Here is a 22,997-nt window from a genome sequence, read left to right as displayed (position 1 = left end):
GCGGCGGCATACGCGGTCGCCGACGTGGCGGCCGGCGCCAGGACAAAGGTGGAGCAGCCCGCCGTTGCAGCGACGGAAGGAAGTCCTGACGTGAATACCTACAGCCATCAGCCCGTTCTGCTCGAGGAGGCGGTGGCCGCCCTCGCGCTGCGACCCGACGGTCGCTATCTGGACGGCACGTTCGGCCGGGGCGGCCACGCCCGCCTCGTGCTGTCGCGGCTCGGCCCGACCGCTCGACTGCTGCTGATGGATCGCGACCGCCAGGCGATCGACGAAGCCGAACGCGCGTTCGCCGCCGATGCGCGCGTCGCCATCCGGCATGCGCCGTTTTCGACCATGGCCGAGTGGGACGAGGTGCGCGCCGGGCTGGATGGCGTGCTGCTGGATCTGGGCGTCTCCTCGCCGCAGATCGACGATCCCTCGCGCGGCTTCAGCTTCCAGGCCGACGGCCCGCTGGACATGCGCATGGACCGCAGCCGCGGCGAACCGGTGGCGTCGTGGCTGATGCGCGCCACCGACGCCGAGATCGCCGACGTTCTCTGGCGCTTCGGCGACGAGCGCCGCAGCCGCGCCATCGCACGCGCCATCGTCGCCCAACGCCAGCAGCAGCCGCTCGAGCGCACCGCGCAGCTGGCCGCCCTCGTCGCGACCGTACCCGGCACCCGGGATGGCCACAAGCATCCGGCAACGCGCACGTTCCAGGCGCTGCGCATCTTCATCAACGACGAGCTGGGCGAGGTCACGCGCGGCCTGGACGCCGCGATGGCGGCGCTGAAGCCAGGCGGCAGGCTGGCGGTGATCAGTTTCCATTCGCTGGAAGACCGGCTGGTGAAGCAGTTCATCGCCGCCCATGACGGCCGCGCCACCGGAGGCCGCCGCCTGCCGGTGGCCGTGGCACGGCCGGCGCTGCTGCGCCCGATCGCACGCATCATGCCGGGCGAAGCGGAACTGGCGGCGAATCCACGCGCCCGCAGTGCGGTGCTGCGCGTGGCGGAAAGGCAGCCATGAGGCCGGGCCTGCGCGCCATCGGGATGCTGATCCTCGCCGCCGGCGTCATCGCCAGCGCGATCGGCGTCGTCCAGGTGCGCCACGAGGGCCGGCAGCGGTACATCGACCTGCGGGCGCTCAACGCGGAGCGCGATGAACTGGACATCGAGTACGGCCGTCTGCAGCTGGAGCAGGCGACCTGGGCGGAGATGAGCCGCGTCGAGCGCGTCGCGCGCGAGGAACTCGGTCTGGTCCGACCCGATCCCGCCCAGGTCACGGTGGTGCGCCGATGATCCGGCGCCGCCCGCAAACCAACCTGCGCCTGCGCCTCAGCGTGGTGCTGGTGCTGCTCGGCCTGGGCACGACGGCGCTGGTCGTTCGCGCCGTCGACCTGCAACTGGTGCGCAAGGATTTCTACCAGCGCCAGGGCGACGCGCGCTTCCTGCGCGAGATCGCCATCCCGACGTCGCGTGGCCAGATCCTCGACCGCAACGGCGAGCCGCTGGCGGTCTCGACGCCGGTGGAGTCGCTGTGGGCGAACCCGACCGTGCTCGCCGAACACGCCGACCGCATACCCGAGCTGGCGCAGGCGCTGGGCCTGAACGCCGACGACCTGCAGCGGCGCATGCAGGAAAAGGCGGCGGCGAAACGGGAATTCGACTACCTGCGCCGGCACATGAATCCGGAGCAGGTCGAGCGCGTGCTCGCGCTGGACATTCCCGGCGTCAACACCCAGCGCGAGTTCCGACGCTACTACCCGGCCGGCGAAGTGATGTCGCACGTGCTGGGTTACACCAACATCGACGACCAGGGCCAGGAAGGACTGGAGCTGGCCTTCGACGGCTGGCTCGCCGGCAAGCCGGGCAGCCAGCGGGTGATCCGCGACCGCCGCGGCCGCGTCGTCGAAAACGTCGAGCTGGTGCGTGCGCCGGAGCCGGGCAAGGACCTGGTGCTGAGCATCGACCGCCGCATCCAGTACCTGGCCTATCGCGAACTGACGGCGACGCTGCTGGAGCACAATGCCAGCTCCGGCTCGATGGTGATCCTCGATGCGCCGACCGGCGAGATCCTCGCCATGGTCAACCAGCCGTCCTACAACAACAACGCGCGCGGCAATGCCGAGCCGGCGCAACGTCGCAACCGCGCGGTCACCGACCTGTTCGAACCCGGCTCGGTGATCAAGGCGTTCACCGCCGCCGCCGGCATCGAAAGCGGCCGCTTCCGTCCCGACTCCGTGCTGGATACCAACGGCGGCAGCCTGCACGTCGCCAACCACACCGTGCGCGACATCCGCAATTTCGGCCCGGTGGACCTGACGCGGATGCTGACCAAGTCCAGCAACGTTGCCGCCGCGCGCATCGCGATGGAGCTGGACAACCGCGAGTTGTGGAGCGTCTTCCATCGCATCGGCGTCGGCGAGGTCACCGGCTCCGGTTTCCCCGGCGAGGCCTCCGGCGTGCTGCCCGACGCGCAGCGCTGGGGCCTGCTGCACAAGGTCACCATGTCCTACGGCTACGCGATCTCGATGACCGCGCTGCAGCTGGCACAGGCCTACGGCGCGCTGGCCAACCACGGCATGCTGGTGCCGCCGACGTTCGTCAAGGGTACGCGCAGGACGCCGCGCGAAGTCTTCGATCCCGGGCTGGCGCGGACCATCGTCGCCATGCTGGAAACCGTTACCGGGCCGGAAGGATCGGGCACGCGCGCCCGCGTCGCGAACTACTCGGTCGCAGGCAAGACGGGGACGTCGCGTCGAGCGACCGCCGGCGGCTACGAGAGCCGCTATGTCAGCGTGTTCGCGGGCATGATCCCGGCATCCTCGCCCCGGCTGGTCGGTATCGTGGTGATCAACGACCCGCAGGGCGGCGTCTATTACGGCGGCCTGGTGGCGGCGCCGGTGTTCGGGCGCGTGATGGACGGCGCGATGCGCCTGCTCGACGTCGCGCCCGACCGCGTGCTCGCCGCCGTCGATCGCCTGCCGCCGCCCGAGGACTCCGCCGAGAGCCTGCCCGACCTGCCGGCCGAACTGCTGCAGTTCGCCGAAGGGGTGCAGCCATGAGCCGGTCGTCGATGACGCTGCGCGTGCTGCTGGACGGGATAGCGCCCGTACCGCACGACATCGCGGGCACGGTGGTCGGCGGTTTGTCGCTGGACAGCCGTCAGGTCACCGCCGGCGATGCCTTCGTGGCGCTGGCCGGATCGCGCGGGCATGGCCTGGCGCATGTCGCGCAGGCCGTGGCGCGCGGCGCCGCCTGCGTCCTCTTCGAGCCGCCGGCGACCGATCCGCTGCCAGCATCCTTGCCCGCCGTGGCCGTGCCGGCGCTGCGTGCACACCTGGGTACGCTGGCCGAGCGCATCCATGGCGCGCCGTCGCGGCAGCTGCGCATCGTCGGCGTCACCGGTACCAACGGGAAGACCTCGACCGTCCACCTGCTCGCCCAGGCGATGGCCGCCGCGGACATCGACGTTGCCACCATCGGCACTTTGGGCGCGGGTCGGCCCGGCGCGCTGGTCGAAGGCGAGCGCACCACGCCGGACGTGCTGTCGGTGCATGCGCTGCTGCGCCGCTTCGCCGATGTCGGTGTCAGCCATGTCGCGATGGAAGTGTCGTCGCATGCGCTCGACCAGGGCCGCGTCGACGCGGTGAACTTCGCGGTCGGCGTCTTCACCAACCTCAGCCGCGACCATCTCGACTACCACGGCGACATGGATGCCTACGGCGCAGCGAAGGCCAGGCTGTTCGGCTGGCCTGGCCTGGAAGCGGCGGTCATCAACACCGACGATGCCTTCGGTGCGCGCCTGGCCATGCAGGTACCCGCCTCCGTCCGCCTGCTGCGCTGTGGACTGCAGCCACTGGCCGACGGTTCGCTGCCGGAATTCCACGCCTGCGACATCCGCACCGGGCATGAGGGCCTGTCGTTCACGCTGGCCACGCGCGCGGGCGAGTACGCGATCCGCACCCGGCTGCTGGGCCGCTTCAACGTCGCCAACCTGCTCGGCGTGGCGGCAACCCTGCATGCGCTGGGCTGGACGATCGGACGGATCGTAAGCGTGCTGCCGACGCTGGAAAGCGTGCCAGGCCGCATGAGCCGCCTCGGCGGCGACGGGCGGCCGCTGGTGGTGGTGGACTACGCGCATACGCCGGACGCACTGGAGCAGGCGCTCTCCAGCCTGCGCGAACACACGCCGGGACGGCTGCATTGCGTCTTCGGATGCGGGGGCGAACGCGATCGCGGCAAACGCCCGCAGATGGCGGCGGTCGCGCAGGCGGGCGCCGATGACATCGTCGTCACCGACGACAATCCGCGCGGCGAGGACGGCGATGCCATCGTCGCGCACATCCTTTCCGGCTTCGACACCGGTGCGCCGGTGCGCGTCGACCGCGACCGCGCCCACGCCATCGCGACGGTGATCGCGGGCGCGGCGGCCGCCGACTCGGTGCTTGTCGCCGGCAAGGGCCACGAGCCCTATCAGGAAATCGCCGGACGCCGCCTGCCGTTCGACGACCGCCAGCACGCCGCGCGTGCACTGGAGGCCTGGTCATGTTGAGCGCACAGCTGACCGAACTGGCGCTGTGGTGCGGCGGCCGCGTCCACGGCGGCGACGTCCACATCGAAGGCGTCAGCAACGATACGCGCCAGTTGCGGCCGGGCATGCTGTACGTCGCCCTCCGTGGCGAACGTGTCGACGGCCACGACCTGCTGCAGCAGGCGCGCGCCGCGGGCGCCGCCGCGGCGCTCGTCGGCCGCGCCGTGGATTCGGTGGACCTGCCGCAGCTGGTGGTGGCCGACCCGCTGCATGCGCTCGGCGAGCTGGCCAGCCGCCACCGCGACCGCATGCCGGCGCGCGTGGTCGGCATCACCGGCAGCAATGGCAAGACCACCGTGAAGACGCTGGCCGCGTCGATACTCTCGCAGGTCGCGCCGACGCACGCCAACCCCGGCAATCGCAACAACGAAATCGGCCTGCCGCTGGCGGTGCTCGACTTCACGCCGGAACACCGCTTCGCGGTGCTGGAGATGGGCGCCGGCAAGCCGGGCGACATCGCCTACCTGGCGCAGATCGCGCAGCCGGAGGTTGCACTGGTCAACAACATCGCCTGCGCGCACCTGGAGCGCATGGGTTCGCTGGACGGCGTAGCCGACACCAAGGGCATGATCTACGAAGGCCTGCCTGCCGAGGGCGCGGCCATCATCAATGCCGACGATGCCTTTGCCGAGGCCTTCGCGCGCCGGGTCAGCGCCCGCCGAATCCTGCGCTTCGGACTGGATGCCGAGGACGTCGACATCCGTGCGACCGGCATCGAACTGGGCGAGACCAGCCGTTTCACGCTGCACACACCGGCCGGTCCGATCGCGGTGGAACTGCCGCTGCCCGGACGCCACAACATCGGCAACGCCCTGGCCGCCGCCGCGGTCGCGGTGGCGCTGGATGTGCCGCTGTCGGCGATCCGCGACGGCCTGGGCGCGGCCAGTGGCGTTGCCGGGCGCTTCCGCCTGCTGCAGCAGCCCGGGGGCTACGCACTGGTGGACGACACCTACAACGCCAATCCGGGTTCGGTCGCGGCGGCGATCCGGACGCTGGTGACCTTGCCGGGGGAGCCCTGGCTGGTGCTCGGCGACATGGGCGAGCTGGGGCCGGACAGCGAGGCGCTGCACGCCGGCACCGGCTCGCTGGCAAGGCAGGCCGGCATCGCCCGCCTGTTCACCGTCGGCACGCTGAGCCGTGCCGCCAGTGAGGCTTTCGGCGCCGACGGCCGCCATTTCGACAACCGTGATGCGCTGGTGGCAGTCCTGCGCGAATCCCTCAAGCCGGGCGTGATCTGCCTGGTCAAGGGCTCGCGTTCGGCCGGCATGGAGCAGGTGCTGGCGGAACTGACGACAGGAGGACGCGAGCATGCTGCTTGAACTGGCGCAGGCATTGCAGTCGCACTTCGGCGGCTTCAATGTTTTCAACTACCTGACCTTCCGCGCGATCATGAGCGCGCTGACGGCGCTGGCGCTTTCGCTGTGGCTGGGGCCCCGCGTCATCCGCGCGCTGCAGCAGCGCCAGCACGGCGGCCAGCCGATCCGCGAGGACGGGCCGAAGACGCATCACGCCAAGGCCGGCACGCCGACCATGGGCGGTGCACTGATCCTGCTGGCGCTGATCGTCAGCACGCTGCTCTGGGCCAACCTGTCCAACCGCTACATCTGGATCGTGCTGGCCGTGACCGTGGCTTTCGGCTTCATCGGCTGGCTGGACGACTGGCTGAAGCTGTCGAAGCGCAACAGCAAGGGCCTGCCGGCGCGCTGGAAGTACCTGATGCAGACGGTCTTCGGCGTGGCCGCTGCGTTCGCGCTGTACCTCACCGCCGATGTGCCGGCGAACACCGAGCTGTATGTGCCGCTGTTCAAGGACGTCGCGCTGCCGCTGGGCGCGTTCTTCGTGGTGGTCGCGTACTTCATGATCGTCGGCTTCTCCAACGCGGTGAACCTGACCGACGGCCTCGACGGCCTGGCGATCATGCCGTCCGTGCTGGTCGCCTGCGCACTGGGCGTGTTCGCCTACGCCGCCGGCAATGCGGTGTTCTCCGAATACCTGCAGATCCCGTCCATTCCCGGTGCCGGCGAACTGGTGGTGTTCCTGGCCGCGCTGGCCGGTGCCGGGCTCGGGTTCCTGTGGTTCAACACCTATCCGGCGATGGTGTTCATGGGCGACATCGGGGCGCTCGCCGTCGGCGCCGCGCTGGCGACGATCGCCGTGATCGTCCGCCAGGAAATCGTCTTCATCGTCATGGGCGGCCTGTTCGTGCTCGAAACGGTGTCGGTGATGCTGCAGGTGGCGAGCTTCAAGCTCACCGGCAAGCGCATCTTCCGGATGGCACCGATCCACCATCACTTCGAACTGAAGGGCTGGCCGGAGCCTCGCGTCATCGTGCGCTTCTGGATCATCTCGGTGGTCCTCGTGCTCATCGGTCTGGCGACCCTGAAGGTGCGTTGATGGCACACGCGCGCCGCCACGACGAACTGGAAGGTCGCATCGATCTGCGCCTGCTGTTGCCGATCATTGCCCTGGTCGCGCTTGGCGTGGTCATGGTCGCGTCCAGTTCCATCGCGCTGGCCGAAGCGCAGACCAGCGATCCCTGGTACTACCTCAATCGCCACCTGGTCTTTCTCGCTGTCGGCGTCAGCGCCGGCTGGCTGTTCACGCGCGTGGAACTGTCGCGGCTGGAAGCGGTGGGACAGGGGTGGCTGTGGCTCAGCCTGCTGCTCCTGTTGGTCGTGTTCATGCCGGGCCTGGGCCGCACCGTCAATGGCGCCACCCGCTGGATCAACCTCGGCTTCTTCGGCTTCCAGGCGGTGGAGGCGGTGAAGCTGGCGCTGGTGCTGTACCTGGCCGGCTACATGGTGCGCCAGGGCCACGCGGTGATGCTGAGTTTTGCCGGCGCGATGAAACCGATCATCGCCGTGGTCCTGATGCTGGCGCTGCTGCTGTTGCAGCCCGACTTCGGCAGCGCCGTGCTGCTGGTCGCGATCACCATCGGCATGGTCTGGCTGGCCGGTGCGCGCCTGCGCTACCTTGGCCTGCTCGGCGTGTTCCTGCTGCCCGGCCTGGCCTGGGCCGCGCTCTCGGAATCGTATCGACTCAAGCGCCTGATCAGCTTCATGGATCCATGGAAGGATCCGTTCGCCGATGGTTTCCAGCTCACGCAGGCGCTGATCGCCATCGGCCGCGGCGAATGGTTCGGCGTCGGCCTGGGTGGCAGTGTGCAGAAGCTGTTCTACCTGCCGGAAGCGCACACCGATTTCATCCTCGCCGTGCTGGCCGAAGAACTGGGTTTCGCCGGGCTGCTCGCCGTCATCGGCCTGTTCGCCTGGCTGACGGCGCGCGCCTTCTTCGTCGGTTTCCGGTGCCTGCAGTTGGGCCTGCGTTTCGCCGGCTACTGCGCCTTCGGGGTCGCCCTGTGGATCGCCACGCAGTCGATGTTCTCCATCGGCGTGAACATGGGACTGCTGCCGACCAAGGGCCTGACGCTGCCGCTGATTTCCTCCGGCGGCTCCAGCCTGATCATGACCTGCGCCGCGCTCGGTCTGCTGCTGCGCTGTTCGCGCGAGCTGGATCGCGCCGAAAGGAAGGGTGCGGTCGCGTCCGCCGAAGCGGAAGGCGAGGGCGACAGCGGCGCCGACTTCGAGCGCGAGGTGCCGGCATGAGCAGACCCGTGCTGATCATGGCCGGTGGCACCGGCGGCCACATTTTCCCCGGCCTGGCGGTGGCGCAGGCGCTGCGGGAGCGCGGCGTGCCCGTGCAGTGGCTGGGTGCGGCCGGGGCAATGGAAACGCGGCTGGTGCCGGAAGCCGGCATCGAGCTGCACACGCTGCGCATTGGCGGCCTGCGCGGAAAGTCGCTGGCGACGTTGCTGCGCGCGCCGTTTTCGCTGCTGTCGGCGCTGTGGTCGGCGATGCGATTGTTCTCCCGCATCCGGCCGCGCGCGGTGATCAGCTTCGGCGGATTCGCTGCCGGCCCGGGCGGTGTCGCCGCGGTGCTGAAGCGGGTGCCGCTGATCGTCCACGAGCAGAACCGGGTCGCCGGCTTCACCAACCGGCGCCTGGCGCCCTGGGCGCGTCGCGTGCTTGGTGGATTCCCCGATGCCATCGAGAAGGCCGAATGGGTCGGCAATCCGGTGCGCGCGCAGATCGCCGCATTGCCGGCGCCGGCGCAACGCATGGGCGGACGCCCTGGCGGTGTGCGCCTGCTGGTGCTCGGCGGATCGCTGGGTGCGGCGGCATTGAACAGCGCCGTGCCGGCCGCGGTGGCCGCGGTGCAACCACAGATCCCGGGGGGGATCGAGGTGCGCCACCAGTGCGGACGCGGTCGCGAGGCGGATACGCAGGCGGCCTATGCCGCTGCCGGCGTCGACCAGGTCCAGGTGCAGCCGTTCATCGCCGACATGGCGGACGCCTACGGCTGGGCCGACCTGGTGGTCTGCCGCGCCGGTGCGCTGACGCTGGCCGAACTGGCGTCGGCCGGCGTCGGTTCGATCCTGGTGCCCTATCCGCACGCGGTCGATGACCACCAGACGCGCAACGCGCAGTTCCTGGTCGAGCAGGGCGCCGCCGAACTGCTGCCGCAGTCGCAACTGGATGCGGAAACGCTGGCGCAACGGCTGCTGGTGCTCCTCGGCGATTCCAAGCGCCGCCTGCAGATGGCCGAGTACGCGCGGGCCTGCGCCCGACCCGATGCCGCCGAACGCGTGGCCGCGGCCTGCCTGGAGGTGGCGCCATGAACCAGCGTCGCTTCGCCGATCACAGCGGACCCCTGCAGGCCTTCCGCCGCGTGCACTTCGTCGGCATCGGCGGCGTCGGCATGAGTGGTATAGCCGAGGTGCTGCACACACTCGGTTACCAGGTCAGCGGTTCCGACCTGTCGACGGGCGCCGCCGTGCGCCGCCTCGCGCAGCTCGGCATCCGCATCGGCCACGGTCATGATGCCGCGCATGCCGAAGGCGCGGATGTCGTCGTCGCTTCCAGCGCGGTCAGTCCCGACAATCCGGAGCTGGTCTGGGCGCGAGACACCCGCGTGCCGGTGATCCCGCGTGCGGAGATGCTGGGCGAACTGATGCGTTTCCGCCGTGGCATCGCGGTCGCGGGCACGCACGGCAAGACCACCACAACCAGCCTGATCGCCAGTGTTCTTGCCGAAGGCGGCCTCGATCCGACCTTCGTCATCGGCGGCCAGTTGCTCAGTGCCGGCGCCAACGCCCGCCTGGGCAGCGGGGCCTTCCTTGTCGCCGAGGCGGACGAGAGCGACGGCTCCTTCCTGCTGCTCAACCCGATGATCGCCGTTGTCACCAACATCGACGCCGACCATCTCGAACACTATGGCGGCGACTTCACGCGCATCCGCCAGGCCTTCGCCGATTTCCTGCACCGGCTGCCGTTCTATGGCCTGGCGGTGATGTGCATGGACGATCCGGAAACCGCGCTGCTGGCCGCCGAAGCACCACGCACGGTAATGGGCTACGGCACCGGGCCGGATGCCGACGTACGCGCCGAAGGCATCCGCCAGGACGGCATGCGCATGCATTTCGACCTGTACCTGCCCGAGGACACCGTGCCGGTACCGGTGACGCTGAACCTGCCCGGCCGGCACAACGTGCTGAACGCGCTCGCCGCGGCCGCGGTCGGCTGGCAGCTCGGCGTGCCCGCGCAGGCGATCGCCACCGCGCTGGGCCACTTCCAGGGTATCGGCCGCCGTTTCAACAGTCATGGCGAAGTCGAGCTCGGCGGCCATCGCGTCATGCTGGTGGACGACTACGGCCACCATCCGCGCGAACTGGCTGCGGTGTTCCAGGCGGCGCGTGGGGGCTGGCCCGACCGCCGTCTGGTCGTGGTGTTCCAGCCCCACCGTTACACGCGTACCCGCGACCTGCTCGACGACTTCGCCCAGGTGCTCGCGGATGCCGACACCCTCGTGCTCACCGAGGTCTATGCGGCGGGCGAAGTGCCGCTGGCCGCCGCCGATTCGCGCGCGCTGGCGCGGGCGATCCGTGCCCGCGGCAAGGTCGATCCGGTGCTGGTCGGCCATCCGCGCGACCTGGCGGAAGCGCTGCCGCCGTTGCTGCAGGACGGCGACCTGGTGCTGCTGATGGGCGCGGGCGACATCGGACACATCGCGGCCACTCTGGCCGGCAAGGAGGCCAGGGCATGAGCCGCATCAGCGACCCACGTGAATTCGGCCGCGTCGCCGTCCTGCTTGGTGGCAGCAGCAGCGAGCGCGAAGTCTCGCTGGACTCCGGCGCCGGCGTGCTTGCCGCCTTGCAGCGTCGGGGCGTCGAGGCATTCGCCATCGACGGCGTTCCGGCGCTGGTCGATGCCATCCGCGATGGCGGCGTCGATCGCGTGTTCAACATCCTGCACGGTACCCGCGGTGGCGGCGAGGATGGCGTGCTGCAGGGGCTGCTCGACGCGCTGGGCGTGCCGTACACCGGCACCGGCGTGCTCGGCGCCGCGTTGAGCATGGACAAGATCCGCAGCAAGCAGGTGTGGCAGGCGCTGGGCCTGCCGACACCCGACTATCGCGTGCTGCATCCAGGCGATGACGTCGCGGCCGCGGCGGCGTCGCTGGGGCTGCCGGTGATCGTCAAGCCGGCGCGCGAAGGTTCCAGCGTCGGTGTCAGCCGCGTGCATGCGCCGGACGACCTCGAACAGGCGGTGGCGCTGGCCGCGCGCTACGACGGCCAGCTGCTCATGGAACGGATGATCGAAGGCGACGAATTCACCGTCGCCATCCTAGACGGTGTCGCCTTGCCCAGCATCCGCATCGTTCCCGCCGGCACCTGGTACGACTACCACGCCAAGTACGTCGCCGACGACACCCAATACCTCTGTCCGGGCAGCGACGGCGAGGAGGAGCAGCGCCTGCGCGCGCTGGCGCTGGATGCCTTCAATGCGCTGGACGTCACTGGCTGGGGCCGGGTTGACGTCATGCGCGACCGCCAGGGCGGTTTCTGGCTGCTGGAAGTCAACACCGCGCCCGGCATGACCAGCCACTCGCTGGTGCCGAAGGCCGCGGCCGCGGTCGGCATCGGCTACGACGAGCTGTGCTGGCGCGTCCTCGAAGGCAGCCTGGATCGCGGAGGCCGCGCATGAACGGCGCCACGCTGTTCCGGCTGCTGGCCTGGGCCTTTGCGCTGACGCTGCTGGCGCTGCCGGTGGTGGGCGTGCTCAACGGTTCGTTCGCTTCCGACCGCTGGCCGCTGCGCCATCTGGAACTGAAGGCCGAACTGCGCCGCGTCAGCGCCGAACAGATCCAGCGCACGGCGATGCAGTTCACCGGCGAGGGCTTCTTCGCTCTGTCGCTGACCGAGCTGCGCGACGCGCTGGCGAAGCTGCCCTGGGTGGAGTCGGTGGAAGTCCGCAAGCGCTGGCCGGACACCGTCGTCGTCAAGGTGCTGGAGTTCCAGCCCTATGCGATCTGGGATGGCCGTGCCCTGGTCTCGCGGTCCGGCCGCCTGTTCGAGGTGCCCGGCATCGAGGCGCTGGGTGGACTGCCCCGCCTGGGCGGCCCGGACGCCGGGATCGAGGCGGTCGTGGCCTTCCACGCCGAAGCGGTGCGCGCGCTGGAGTCGTCACGCCTGCAGGTCGCGCAGGTCCATCTCTCCGATCGCGGCAGTTGGACGGTGGTGCTCGATGGCGGCGCCGAACTGGTGCTTGGCCGCCACCAGGCGATGGAGCGGCTGCAGCGTTTCGCCGACACCGTCGACACGCTGATGCAGACGCGTCCGGAGCACGTGCTGCGCCACGCCGACCTGCGTTATCCCAACGGCTATGCGCTGACGTGGAGCGAAAGGGCGCCGCCCTCCGACGGCGGCGGTGACGCCAGCGCACAGGCGCGTGCGGCGGGAAGCAATCGCTCCGCCGACATTCGACAGGACTTACAGGTATGAAAGGCAAGCCGGAAAAAGCCCTGCTGGTGGGCCTGGACATCGGCACCTCGAAGGTGGTCGCCATCGTCGCCGAACACCAGCCGGACGAGGGCATCAACGTGATCGGCGTCGGCTCGCATCCCGGCAAGGGACTCAAGCGCGGCGTGGTCGTCGACATCGAATCGACGGTGCAGTCGATCCAGCGGGCGATCGAGGAAGCCGAGCTGATGGCCGGCTGCGAGATCCGCTCGGTGTACGCCTCGATTTCCGGCAGCCACGTGCAGAGCCGCAATTCGCCGGGCGTGGTGGCGATCCGCGACAAGGAAGTCACCGCCGGCGACGTCGACCGCGTCATGGACGCGGCGCGCGCGGTGGCGGTGCCGGCCGACCAGAGCGTGCTGCACGTGCTGCCGCAGGAATTCGCCATCGACGAGCAGGAGGGCATCCGCGATCCCGTCGGCATGTCCGGCGTGCGCCTGGAGACGCGGGCGCACCTGATCACCTGTGCGCTGTCGGCGCGGCAGAACCTGACCAAGTGCGTGAACCGCTGCGGGCTGGCCATCGACGAACTGATCCTGGCGCCGCTGGCCTCCGCCGATGCGGTGCTTACCGCCGACGAGCGCGAGCTGGGCATCTGCCTGGTCGATATCGGCGCCGGAACCACCGACCTGGCCATCTACACGCAGGGCGCGATCCGGCACACCGCGTCGTTGCCGATCGCCGGCGACCTGGTCACCAACGACATCGCCCAGGCCTTCCGTACGCCGACGCAGTATGCCGAGGACATCAAGGTCCGCTACGCCTGTGCGTTGACGCAGCTGGCCGGCGCCGAGGAAACCATCCAGGTGCCCAGCGTCGGCGACCGGGCGCCGCGCCGCCTCGCGCGGCAGATGCTCGCGCAAGTGGTGCAGAGCCGATACGAGGAAATCTTCTCGATGGTGCAAGGCGAGATCCGCCGATCCGGCTACGAGAGCCTGATCGCCGCGGGCATCGTGCTGACCGGCGGCGCCGCACGCATGGAAGGTGTGGTGGAGCTGGCCGAAGAGCTGTTCCAGATGCCGGTGCGCGTCGGACATCCGCACGGCGTCGAGGGCCTCGGCGAAGTGGTCAACAACCCCGTCCATGCCACCGGCGTCGGCCTGCTGTGCTTCGGCGCGCGGCAGGCGCAGCGCGGTCGCGTGCGCGGCACCCTGGCTGGCGCCGACACCACCATCGGTCGTGCGCTGGCATGGCTGCGGCGGCAGTTCTGAGGCGGCGCATGGAAAAGCGACCCCTTCAATGGAACCGGATCCGGTGGCTGCCACCACCGGCAGGAAACGCGGCGGCTGGCGGCCGCCACGGGGCGACGGGCTGGACCGTCGTCAAGCAGAAGAAAAGCAGGACTCATCGTCAATGAACACGGAGATCGGGACTATGTTCGAACTGGTTGAAAGCGAGATGGCGAATGCCGCCATCAAGGTCGTCGGCGTCGGCGGAGGTGGTGGCAATGCCATCGCGCACATGCTCGACGCCAACGTCGAGGGCGTGGAGTTCATCGGCATGAACACCGATGCCCAGGCGCTCAAGCGCAGCGGCGCCAAGGTGCAGGTGCAGCTCGGCCCGAACGTCACCAAGGGCCTGGGCGCCGGCGCCAACCCGGAAGTCGGCCGCCAGGCCGCGCTCGAGGACCGCGAGCGCATCACCGAGGTGCTGAAGGGCGCCGACATGGTGTTCATCACCTGTGGCATGGGCGGCGGCACCGGCACCGGCGCTGCGCCGGTGGTGGCGCAGCTGGCCAAGGAAATGGGCATCCTGACGGTCGCCGTGGTGACCCGCCCGTTCCCGTTCGAAGGCCGCCGCCGCATGCAGGTGGCCCACAAGGGCATCGAGGAGCTGAGCCAGTTCGTCGACTCGCTGATCACGGTGCCGAACGAGAAGCTGCTCAGCGTGCTCGGCCGCGAGGTGTCGTTGATCAACGCCTTCCGCGCCGCCAATGACGTGCTCCTCGGCGCCGTGCAGGGCATCGCCGACCTGATCACCCGCCCGGGCGTCATCAACGTCGACTTCGCCGACGTGCGCACGGTCATGAGCGAGATGGGCATGGCGATGATGGGCACCGGCAGCGCCCGTGGCGACGACCGCGCCCAGGCGGCGGCGGAGGCGGCGATCAACAACCCGCTGCTGGACGACGTCAACCTGGCCGGCGCCTGCGGCATCCTGGTCAACATCACCGCCGGCCCGTCGCTGAGCCTGCGCGAGTTCGACGAGGTCGGCCGCATCGTGTCCGAGTTCGCCTCGGAGGACGCCACGGTCGTCATCGGCACCGCGACCGACATGGAAATGCAGGACGAAGTCCGCGTCACGGTGGTCGCTACCGGCCTGAACCGGGCGACCGGGCGCCAGACGGGCAAGGACGGCCAGCGCATCCGGCCAACCCTGATCCGCGGCGGTGGCGAAGCGGCGCCGTCGGCCCAGCCGTCCTTCATGCTCCGGACCGGCACGGGTCCCGACGTCGCCATCCACGACGGCGCCACCGGTGTCGAAGCCGCCGCCTCCCCGGGCGGCATCGACTATCTGGATATTCCCGCCTTCCTGCGCCGGCAGGCGGACTGACCCGACCGCGCAGGTCACTGGCCGGTCTCCCGATCGACCGGCCGGATTCGCGGACTGCCAGCCCCCACCGGGGCTGGCAGCCGGCGTTGCCGCATCGCCCGGACGCGGCGGGCATTTCTGTCCAATGCGCCGGTGCGCCTTGTCAAGTCCCTTTATTGACCGGACGGGCACCCGGACCGTGACCGGTGCCTCCGCTGTGCGGATTGTTTGCAAGCTTCATTGAACCGGCTGGCTTGACACCCCATTTCGGGCGTATGCTCGGAGTCGAACACGCCGGTAAACCACGCTTGGCCTGCCGGCGCGCAAGGATGAAGAAGGGGGAGCCGGTCCTATGGCGGCAGCAGCTCAGATGATGTCAGGCCTGCGCGGCCTTGCGCGACGCCTGGTCATCGATGGCGTCATTGACGAGAAGACGGGCCTGGATGCACAGGAGGCGTCGGCGCAGGCGCGCGTCCCGCTGCATCGCTACCTGATCAGCAAGAACCTGGCCGATGCCTCCGCGATCGCCAGTTCCACGGCGGCGGAATTCGGCTTGCCGCTGATCGACGTCGGCGCCCTGGACATCAAGCTGATCCCGCAGAAGGTGGCCGACCAGAAGCTGGTCGAGCAACACAAGGCGCTGCCCATCGCCAAGCGCGGCAACACCCTGTACCTGGCGGTCAGCGATCCGACCAATGCCCGCGTGCTGGACGACTTCCGCTTCCAGACCAACATGGTCATCCAGCCGGTGCTTGCCCTCGAGGGTGCGCTGGAACGGGTGATCGAGGCCGCGTTCGCCAACAGCGACGCGCTGATGAACGACCTCGGCGGCGGCGGCGACGACGAAGGCCTGGATTCGCTCAGCGTCGGCGGCACCGGCGAGGATGCCGAGGAGGGCGGTGGCGTCAGTGCCGCCGCCGGCGATGACGACGCCCCGGTCGTCAAGTTCGTCAACAAGGTGCTGGTCGATGCCATCCGCCGCGGCGCCTCGGACATCCACTTCGAGCCCTACGAGAACAACTACCGCGTGCGCTACCGCCTCGACGGCGTGCTGCGCAGCGTCGCCTCGCCACCAGCGAAGCTCAGCCCGCGCATCGCCTCGCGCCTGAAGGTCATGTCCGCGCTCGACATCGCGGAAAAGCGTGTGCCGCAGGACGGCCGCATCAAGCTCAACCTGTCGAAGACCAAGGCCATCGACTTCCGCGTCAGCACCTGTCCGACGCTGTTCGGCGAAAAGGTGGTGCTGCGTATCCTCGACCCGGCGGCGGCCAAGCTCGGCATCGACAAGCTCGGTTACGAGGAAGACCAGAAGGAACTGTTCCTCGAGGCCATCCACAAGCCCTATGGCATGGTGCTGGTGACCGGTCCGACCGGCTCGGGCAAGACCGTATCGCTGTACACGGCGCTCAACATCCTCAACACCGAGGGCCGCAACATCTCCACCGTCGAGGACCCGGTCGAAATCCGCGTCCCGGGCATCAACCAGGTGCAGCAGAACGTCAAGCGCGGCATGACGTTCGCGGCCGCGCTGCGCTCCTTCCTGCGCCAGGACCCGGACGTCATCATGGTCGGCGAAATCCGCGACCTGGAGACGGCGGAAATCGCCATCAAGGCCGCGCAGACCGGCCACATGGTGCTGTCCACGCTGCACACCAACGACGCGCCGCAGACCATCGCCCGCCTGATGAACATGGGCATCGCCCCTTACAACATCACCTCGTCGGTGACGCTGGTCATCGCCCAGCGCCTGGCGCGGCGCCTGCACGACTGCAAGAAGCCGATCACGCTGGCCAAGGAGCTGCTGCTCAAGGACGGCTTCACCGAGGCGCAGCTGGAAGGCGCGACGATCTTCGACGCCGTCGGCTGCGACCAGTGCAACGAAGGTTTCAAGGGCCGTACCGGTATCTACCAGGTCATGCCGATGATCGAGGAAATCCAGAAGATCATCCTCGAAGGCGGCAACGCCATCGCCATCGGCGAGGTCGCCCAGTCGATCGGCGTGTCCGACCTGGGCCAGTCGGCGCGCAAGAAGGTCTGCGACGGCGTCACCTCGATGTCGGAAATGCACCGCGTCACCGTCGACTGATGACGGAGGCGCCGTGAAGCGCGGCGCCGTCGCCGGCACATCTGGCTCCCGGCGGCCATTTGCGGTTACCGTTGTCCTGCGGGTATCAGGGAGCGGCGTGTGGTCAGCGGCTTGAAGACGGCTTCTGGGAATAGCGAAGGCCTGCGCCAGGCATTCGCGCGCCTGGTGCAGAGCGGACAGATCGCGCAACCGAGCCAGCGCGAGCGCAATTACCTGCGCGCCTACCGGCTTCTGCTGGCCCTGCTTGCCGTTGTCCTCACGTTCGCCGCCTACGACCGCGCCTGGATCCGTTTCGACGACCTGCACGTGACGCGCGCGATGGCCCTGGCCTACTTCGGCGCGGCCGTCGTCCTGGTCCTCTACGGTGTCTACGAGCGGATCACCGCGCCGACCGAACTGGTGCTGGGCCTGCTGCTGGACGTCGCCGCCGTATCGCTGGCGATGATGTTCAGCCGCGGCATGGAGTCGGCACTGCCCCTGCTGCTGCTGGTCAGCCTGGCCGGCACCGCCCACTACCTGCCGGTGCGCCTGGGCATGGGTGCGGCGGCGTTGTCGGTGATCGCCATGCTGGTGGCGATGTTCTCGCACGGCATCAGCGAAGGCATGGACCACGCCACCGCCAATGCCGCCGCGATCGGCGTGGTCTGCTTCGTCGTCGCCGCCGTGGCGTCCCTGATCGGCACCCGGGCGCGCGATGCGGAGGCGCTGGCCGCGCAGCGCGGCGCCGACCTGCTCGACATGGACCGCCTCAACGACCTGGTGGTGCAGCGCATGCGCACCGGCGTGCTGGTGGTCGACCGCGGCGCGCGCATCCAGCGCATGAACGAATCCGCCTGGCGCATGCTGGGCAGCCCGCGCCGCGGCGAATCGCAGCTGGCCACGATCAGCCCGCACCTGGACAGGGCATGGCGGGCATGGATTTCCGGCGGCGAGCAGCCGCACACGCATTCACCGCTGGCCGAAGGCGGCGATCCCGTGTTGCCGCGCTTCCTGCGGCTGTTCTCCGACCGGGACGATTTCACGGTGGTGTTCATGGAGGACACGCGCCTGCTCGACCTGCGCGCCGAGGAGCTGACGCTGGACACGCTGGGCCGCCTGTCGGCAAGCATCGCGCACGAGTTGCGCAACCCGCTGGCGGCGATCCAGCAGTCCGGCCAGCTGCTCGCGGAATCCTCCGACCTGCCGGCGCGCGACAAGCGCCTGGTCGAGATCATCGGCCGCCACAGCCAGCGCCTGGAACGCATCGTGCGCGGCGTCCTCGACCTGGCCAAGCGCGAACGTGCGAAGCCGGAAACGATCGAACTGGAAACCTGGCTGACGACATACCTCGACGAATTCCGGATGACGCGCCTGCCGGAAGGCGACGAGCTGGTCTTCAACTCGCCCAGCAAGGAATGCGAGGTCGTGTTCGACCTTGTCCACCTCGAACAGGTCGTCAGCAACCTGCTCGGCAACGCGATGAACTATGGCCGTTGCGAGGAACGGCCGCTGGTCATCACGGTGACGCTGGTGGCCTCCGACGGCCGTGCGCCGATCGAACTGCACATCGCCGACAACGGCCGCGGCATTCCCGACGACCGCATCGACCAGGCGTTCAAACCCTTCTACACCACCGGTGCGCACGGTACCGGCCTGGGCCTGTACCTGTGCCGGCAGCTGTGCGAGGGAAATGGTGCCGACCTCGACTACGAACCGGCCGATGACGAACCGGGCGCCTGCTTCGTGATGCGCTTCCACCGCCGTGACCTGCTCGGGCCGGCGGACGCCGAAGCCTGAGCGCCGCCGCGGCCGGCGTCGGTTCAATACAGGCCCGGCTCGCCTTCGGGACGGGTCTTGAAGCGCTTGTGGATCCAGAGGTACTGGGTCGGGGCCGCGCGGGCCGCCGCCTCGATCAGCGCGTTGATGCGCGTGGTATCGGCGACTTCATCCGGCGACGGGAAACCTTCCAGGGGTGGCGACAGCCGCATCGCATAGCCCTGGCGGCCGGGCAACCTGCGGTGGCTGAAGGCGATGACGGCGGCGCCGGACAGCCGGGCCAGATGATGGGTCGCGGTGATGGTCGAGGCGGGAATGCCGAAGAACGGCACGAACACGCTGTCCTTGCCGCGCATGTCCTGGTCCGGTGCGTACCACAGCGCGCCGCCCTGCCTGAGATGGCGCACCGTCGCGCGCAGCTCCTTGCGTCCGAACATCGCCTGCGCGTAGCGCAGCCGTCTCCGCTTGACCGCCCACTCGAACACCGGTGAGCCATGTTCGCGGTACAGCCCGGCCAGCGGCAGCTGCTGCGCGATCAGGCGTGCGCACAGTTCCAGGTGGCTGAAGTGGCCGCCGACCAGCAGCACGCCACGACCCTCGGCCTGCGCGACCCGCAGGTGCTCCATGCCTTCCACCGTATAGGGAATGCGGGCGATGTTGCGGTCCGAGGCCATCCAGCTCAGCGCGAACTCGGCGAACATGCGGCCCATGTCGGCGAAGTTTTCCCGCAGCAGCCGCTCTCGCGCGGTTTCATCCAGGTCCGGGAAACAAAGGACGAGGTTGCGCCCGGCGACGCGACGCCGCGAACCGGCCAGCCAGCGCAGCGGTGTTCCCAGGCCGGCGCCCAGGCGCAGCGCCAGCGCCCAGGGCAGGCGGGCCAGCAGCCAGATGACGCCCAGTCCCGACCATGCAGGCCAGTGCCACGGAGCGAGCAGGCGCCAGGGAAATGCATTCATGGCGACATTGTAAGCGCCGCCGGCAGCAGGTCGTTGGCCGCTGGCGGGTAGAATCGTCCGCATGCCCAATCCCGAACCGCCGGCCCTCGTCTATCCGCTGCACTCCCGCATCAAGCTGGTCCTGCTGCGCTGGCTGTACACCGGCATCATGTACATGGCGACGCCGATCATCCTCTACCGGCTGTTCGTCCGTGGCCTGAAGCTGCGCAGCTACCTGCATCGATGGGCCGAACGCTTCGGGTATTTCCGGTCGCCGCGCTTTCCTGTCGATTCGATCTGGGTGCATGCGGTGTCGGTCGGCGAGCTCAACGCCGCCATTCCCCTGATCACCGCGTTGCGGGAGCGCTATGCCGACTGGCCGATCGTCGTCACCACGGTCACGCCGACCGGTTCGGAGCGGCTGCGCCAGGTGTTCGGGGACAGCCTGTTCCACGTCTATCTGCCGTATGACCTGCCGGGATCCGTGCGCCGCTTCTTGCGCCGTATCCGGCCACGGCTGGCGATCATCATGGAAACGGAGATCTGGCCGAACCTGTATTTCGCCTGCCGGACACGCGGCATTCCGGTGTTGATCGCCAACGCGCGCCTGTCGGAACGCTCCCTGCGCGGCTATGGCCCGGTGCAGCCGCTGGCAGGCGAGGCCATCCGTTCGGCCACCTTCATCGCCGCTCAGTCGCAGACCGACTACGAACGCTTCCTCAGCCTCGGCGCGCAGCCGGAACGCCTGGCGCTGGTCGGCAACATCAAGTACGACATCGACATGCCCTACGAGATGGTCGACAGCGGCATCGAGTGGCGGCATCTGGCCGGCAGCCAGCGGCCGGTCTGGATCGCGGCGAGTACGCATGAAGGCGAGGAGCTGGCCGTTGCCCATGCCCATGCCGAAGTCCTGCAGCGCTTCCCCGACGCATTGCTGATCGTCGCGCCGCGGCATCCGGAGCGCTTCAGGCCGATGGTGCAGCTGTGCGAGAGCATTGGCCTGCGCACACGCTCGCGCAGCGAGGACGGCACCGCCGAGCCGGAGACGCAGTGCTTCGTGGCCGATACCCTGGGCGAGTTGCTGCGCTTCTATGCCGCCGCCGATGTCGCCCTGGTCGCCGGCAGCCTGGAACCGATCGGAGGCCACAACGTGCTTGAGCCGGCACTGCTCGGCAAGCCGATCGTGGTGGGTCCGCACACCTTCAACTTCGCCGAGATCACCGAACTTCTGATCGAGCAGGGCGCGGCGGTCCGGATTCCCGATGGCCGCGAACTGGGCACCACCATCTGCGAACTGCTGGGGGATCCCGAGCGCATGCGGAAGATGGGCTGCACCGCCACCGCCATCATCGCCCGCGAACGCGGGGCGCTCGACCGCACCCTCGCGGTGGTCGCCCACATCGTGCACTGATCCGCCGGTTCGATCGGCCCGGTTTGGTGCGGTGCAGCATGCGCCGGGTTTGACGCGCCCCCCTCGCTCCCGCACTCTTGCGCGGCTTTCGACGCATGCAGCGCCCATTCAGGCGCTGCAGCGGTTTTCATTCGCACATCAGGGAGTATTCGATGAGTACGGCGCGTCCGCTAGGCGACAACACCACCCAGGGTCCACCGGATTTTCCGCAGGTCCTCGGCCATCCACGCCCGCTGTGGATGCTGTTCATGTCGGAATTCTGGGAGCGCTTTGCGTTCTACGGCATCCGCTGGGCTATGGTCCTCTACATCGTCGCGCAGTTCCATGGCGGTGATGCCTCGGGCGAACGTCCAGCCAGCGAAATGTACGGCGCATACCTGGCGCTGGTGTACGCCGGTGCGATCTTCGGCGGCTATGTGGCCGACCGGCTGATCGGCTTCCAGCGTTCGATCCTGCTCGGCGCGGTCTTCATGTCCGTCGGCCTGTTCCTGCTCGCCTCGCCGACGGAAGTGTGGTTCAAGCTCGGCCTGGCGACGATCATCGTCGGCAACGGCCTGTTCAAGCCGATCATTTCGACGATGGTCGGCAAGTTGTATTTCCAGGGCGATGCCCGCCGTGACGCCGGCTTCACCATCTTCTACATGGGCATCAACATCGGCGCGATGATCGCGCCGGTCATCACCGGCTGGCTCGCCCGCCAGGTGTTCGGTACGGACGACACGCCGCACTACCAGTGGGTGTTCATCTCGGCCGGCATCGGCATGATCATCAGCCTGGTCTGGTTCTGGGCCGGTCGCCACCAGCTGCAGGGCATCGGCCTGCCGGCGCCGGGGCAGGAGAGCTTCGCCCGTCTCGGCCTGGTCGCGCTGGTCGGCGCCGTGGTCGGCGTGCCGGTGTTCTTCTACCTGCTGACGATCCAGGCGCAGAACCTGCAGTACATCCTGATGGCGCTGTTCGTCATTCCGGCCGTGATGCTGGTGGTCGAGGGCATCCGCGGCGGCAAGGTGGCGCGCGACATGGTGCTGGCGATGCTGGTGATCTTCGGCTTCAACGTGCTGTTCTGGATGTTCTTCGAGCAGGCCGGCAGTTCCTTCACCTTCCTGGCGGATCGCATCGTCAACCGTGAGTTCGGTAGCTGGACCTTCCCTCTGGAGTGGTTCCAGTCGGTGAACTCGATCGCCATCATCACGCTGGCGCCGGTGATGGCCTGGATGTGGGTGAAGATGGGCAAGGCCAATCCGTCGATCCCGCGGAAGTTCGGCCTTGGCCTGATCTTCAACGGCCTGGCCTTCCTGCTGCTCATGGTCGCACTGTCGAGCATGGTCAACGACGCCGGCAAGATTCCGTTCTGGACGCTGTTCGCCGTCTACGTGATCCAGTCCGTCGGCGAGCTGTGCCTGTCGCCGATCGGCCTGTCGATGACCACGAAGCTGGCGCCTGCGCGCCTGGGCGGCATGGCCATGGGCTGCTGGTTCCTGTCGATCGCGATCGGCAACAACCTCGCCGGCATCTTCGCCGGACACGTCAGCGGCGAAGGCGGCATGACCGTCGCCTCGGCGCATGCCGGTTACACCTTCGGCTTCTATGCGCTGGCGGGTGCGGGCGTGCTGCTGTTCCTGATCGCGCCGTTGATCAATCGCCTGATGCACGGCGTGAAGTAACGCCGGCTCACGCAGTTTCATCCTCGCACGGCGGCCTTCGGGCCGCCGTTTCCTTTTCCCCACCCCACCACCAGTCGGCGTCCGGTGTCGGGATGGCGCCCTGCTTTACGCCTTCCTGGAAGACGGACAAAGTTCGGTGCATCGGCGTGATGGGCTGCTTTCCCGTACCACCTGTCCAAAGCGG

Annotated in this window: 18 protein-coding genes; 17 read left to right on the top strand and 1 reads right to left on the bottom strand. The window is 68.8% G+C overall.

Translation table 11 applies throughout. The features are described 5' to 3' along the window. Positions 1-90 precede the first annotated feature (90 nt). The 15 genes from rsmH to EDC25_RS08395 all read left to right on the top strand — a co-directional run bounded on the left by rsmH (position 91) and on the right by EDC25_RS08395 (position 18,827). Positions 91-1,008 carry a 16S rRNA (cytosine(1402)-N(4))-methyltransferase RsmH gene (gene rsmH / locus EDC25_RS08465; RefSeq protein ID WP_240639680.1) on the top strand — a complete coding sequence of 306 codons (918 nt, stop codon included), beginning with the start codon at positions 91-93 and terminating at the stop codon, positions 1,006-1,008. Beyond that, entirely contained in the window at positions 1,005-1,280 is a 276-nt protein-coding gene (gene ftsL / locus EDC25_RS08460; protein ID WP_377600603.1) for a cell division protein FtsL, read from the top strand. Before rsmH ends, ftsL begins: the two co-directional genes overlap by 4 nt. Then, positions 1,277-3,046 (top strand): peptidoglycan D,D-transpeptidase FtsI family protein, encoded by a 1,770-nt coding sequence (locus EDC25_RS08455; RefSeq protein ID WP_123522556.1) that lies wholly within the window; start codon positions 1,277-1,279, stop codon positions 3,044-3,046. Before ftsL ends, EDC25_RS08455 begins: the two co-directional genes overlap by 4 nt. Further along, positions 3,043-4,536, top strand: coding sequence for a UDP-N-acetylmuramoyl-L-alanyl-D-glutamate--2,6-diaminopimelate ligase (locus EDC25_RS08450; RefSeq protein ID WP_123522555.1), 1,494 nt, complete (start codon positions 3,043-3,045; stop codon positions 4,534-4,536). The genes EDC25_RS08455 and EDC25_RS08450 overlap by 4 nt, the downstream gene beginning before the upstream one ends. After that, entirely contained in the window at positions 4,530-5,894 is a 1,365-nt protein-coding gene (locus tag EDC25_RS08445) for a UDP-N-acetylmuramoyl-tripeptide--D-alanyl-D-alanine ligase (protein WP_123522554.1), read from the top strand. The genes EDC25_RS08450 and EDC25_RS08445 overlap by 7 nt, the downstream gene beginning before the upstream one ends. Further along, the gene (gene mraY / locus EDC25_RS08440) at positions 5,884-6,969 is read left to right on the top strand and encodes a phospho-N-acetylmuramoyl-pentapeptide-transferase (protein ID WP_123522553.1); all 1,086 of its coding nucleotides are present in this window, start codon (positions 5,884-5,886) and stop codon (positions 6,967-6,969) included. The genes EDC25_RS08445 and mraY overlap by 11 nt, the downstream gene beginning before the upstream one ends. Continuing rightward, the gene (ftsW, locus tag EDC25_RS08435; RefSeq protein WP_123522552.1) at positions 6,969-8,180 is read left to right on the top strand and encodes a putative lipid II flippase FtsW; all 1,212 of its coding nucleotides are present in this window, start codon (positions 6,969-6,971) and stop codon (positions 8,178-8,180) included. Before mraY ends, ftsW begins: the two co-directional genes overlap by 1 nt. Continuing rightward, positions 8,177-9,253: an undecaprenyldiphospho-muramoylpentapeptide beta-N-acetylglucosaminyltransferase gene (gene murG, locus EDC25_RS08430; RefSeq protein WP_123522551.1), complete on the top strand. Its 1,077-nt coding sequence runs from the start codon at positions 8,177-8,179 to the stop codon at positions 9,251-9,253. Before ftsW ends, murG begins: the two co-directional genes overlap by 4 nt. Continuing rightward, a complete protein-coding gene (gene murC / locus EDC25_RS08425) occupies positions 9,250-10,677 on the top strand; it encodes a UDP-N-acetylmuramate--L-alanine ligase (protein ID WP_123522550.1) in 1,428 nt (475 codons plus the stop codon). The genes murG and murC overlap by 4 nt, the downstream gene beginning before the upstream one ends. Then, on the top strand, positions 10,674-11,618 hold the full coding sequence (locus EDC25_RS08420) for a D-alanine--D-alanine ligase (RefSeq protein WP_123522549.1): 945 nt from the start codon (positions 10,674-10,676) through the stop codon (positions 11,616-11,618). Before murC ends, EDC25_RS08420 begins: the two co-directional genes overlap by 4 nt. Then, a complete protein-coding gene (locus EDC25_RS08415) occupies positions 11,615-12,415 on the top strand; it encodes a cell division protein FtsQ/DivIB (protein WP_123522548.1) in 801 nt (266 codons plus the stop codon). Before EDC25_RS08420 ends, EDC25_RS08415 begins: the two co-directional genes overlap by 4 nt. Then, positions 12,412-13,644 carry a cell division protein FtsA gene (ftsA, locus tag EDC25_RS08410; protein WP_123522547.1) on the top strand — a complete coding sequence of 411 codons (1,233 nt, stop codon included), beginning with the start codon at positions 12,412-12,414 and terminating at the stop codon, positions 13,642-13,644. Before EDC25_RS08415 ends, ftsA begins: the two co-directional genes overlap by 4 nt. Positions 13,645-13,807: 163 nt before the next feature. Then, positions 13,808-14,986, top strand: coding sequence for a cell division protein FtsZ (ftsZ, locus tag EDC25_RS08405; RefSeq protein WP_123522546.1), 1,179 nt, complete (start codon positions 13,808-13,810; stop codon positions 14,984-14,986). A 331-nt stretch (positions 14,987-15,317) separates the two neighbouring features. After that, a complete protein-coding gene (gene pilB / locus EDC25_RS08400; protein ID WP_123522545.1) occupies positions 15,318-17,051 on the top strand; it encodes a type IV-A pilus assembly ATPase PilB in 1,734 nt (577 codons plus the stop codon). A 111-nt stretch (positions 17,052-17,162) separates the two neighbouring features. Beyond that, positions 17,163-18,827, top strand: a complete 1,665-nt coding sequence (locus EDC25_RS08395; protein ID WP_132577409.1) for a sensor histidine kinase — start codon at positions 17,163-17,165, stop codon at positions 18,825-18,827. A 23-nt stretch (positions 18,828-18,850) separates the two neighbouring features. Here the strand turns inward: EDC25_RS08395 and lpxL are convergent, their stop codons facing one another. Then, positions 18,851-19,762, bottom strand: a complete 912-nt coding sequence (gene lpxL, locus EDC25_RS08390) for an LpxL/LpxP family Kdo(2)-lipid IV(A) lauroyl/palmitoleoyl acyltransferase (RefSeq protein ID WP_123522543.1) — start codon at positions 19,760-19,762, stop codon at positions 18,851-18,853. 61 nt (positions 19,763-19,823) lie between these two features. Between lpxL and waaA the strand changes: the two genes are divergently transcribed. Continuing rightward, the gene (waaA, locus tag EDC25_RS08385) at positions 19,824-21,152 is read left to right on the top strand and encodes a lipid IV(A) 3-deoxy-D-manno-octulosonic acid transferase (RefSeq protein ID WP_205985007.1); all 1,329 of its coding nucleotides are present in this window, start codon (positions 19,824-19,826) and stop codon (positions 21,150-21,152) included. Positions 21,153-21,304: 152 nt separating this feature from the next. After that, positions 21,305-22,813 (top strand): peptide MFS transporter, encoded by a 1,509-nt coding sequence (locus tag EDC25_RS08380; protein ID WP_123522542.1) that lies wholly within the window; start codon positions 21,305-21,307, stop codon positions 22,811-22,813. Positions 22,814-22,997 lie beyond the last annotated feature (184 nt).

The sequence above is a fragment of the Pseudofulvimonas gallinarii genome, assembly GCF_004343305.1.
In the GTDB taxonomy this organism is placed as follows: Bacteria; Pseudomonadota; Gammaproteobacteria; order Xanthomonadales; family UBA2363; genus Pseudofulvimonas; species Pseudofulvimonas gallinarii.
The sequence above is the reverse complement of the archived record's forward strand: the minus strand, read 5'-3'. Positions and strand labels throughout refer to the sequence as shown.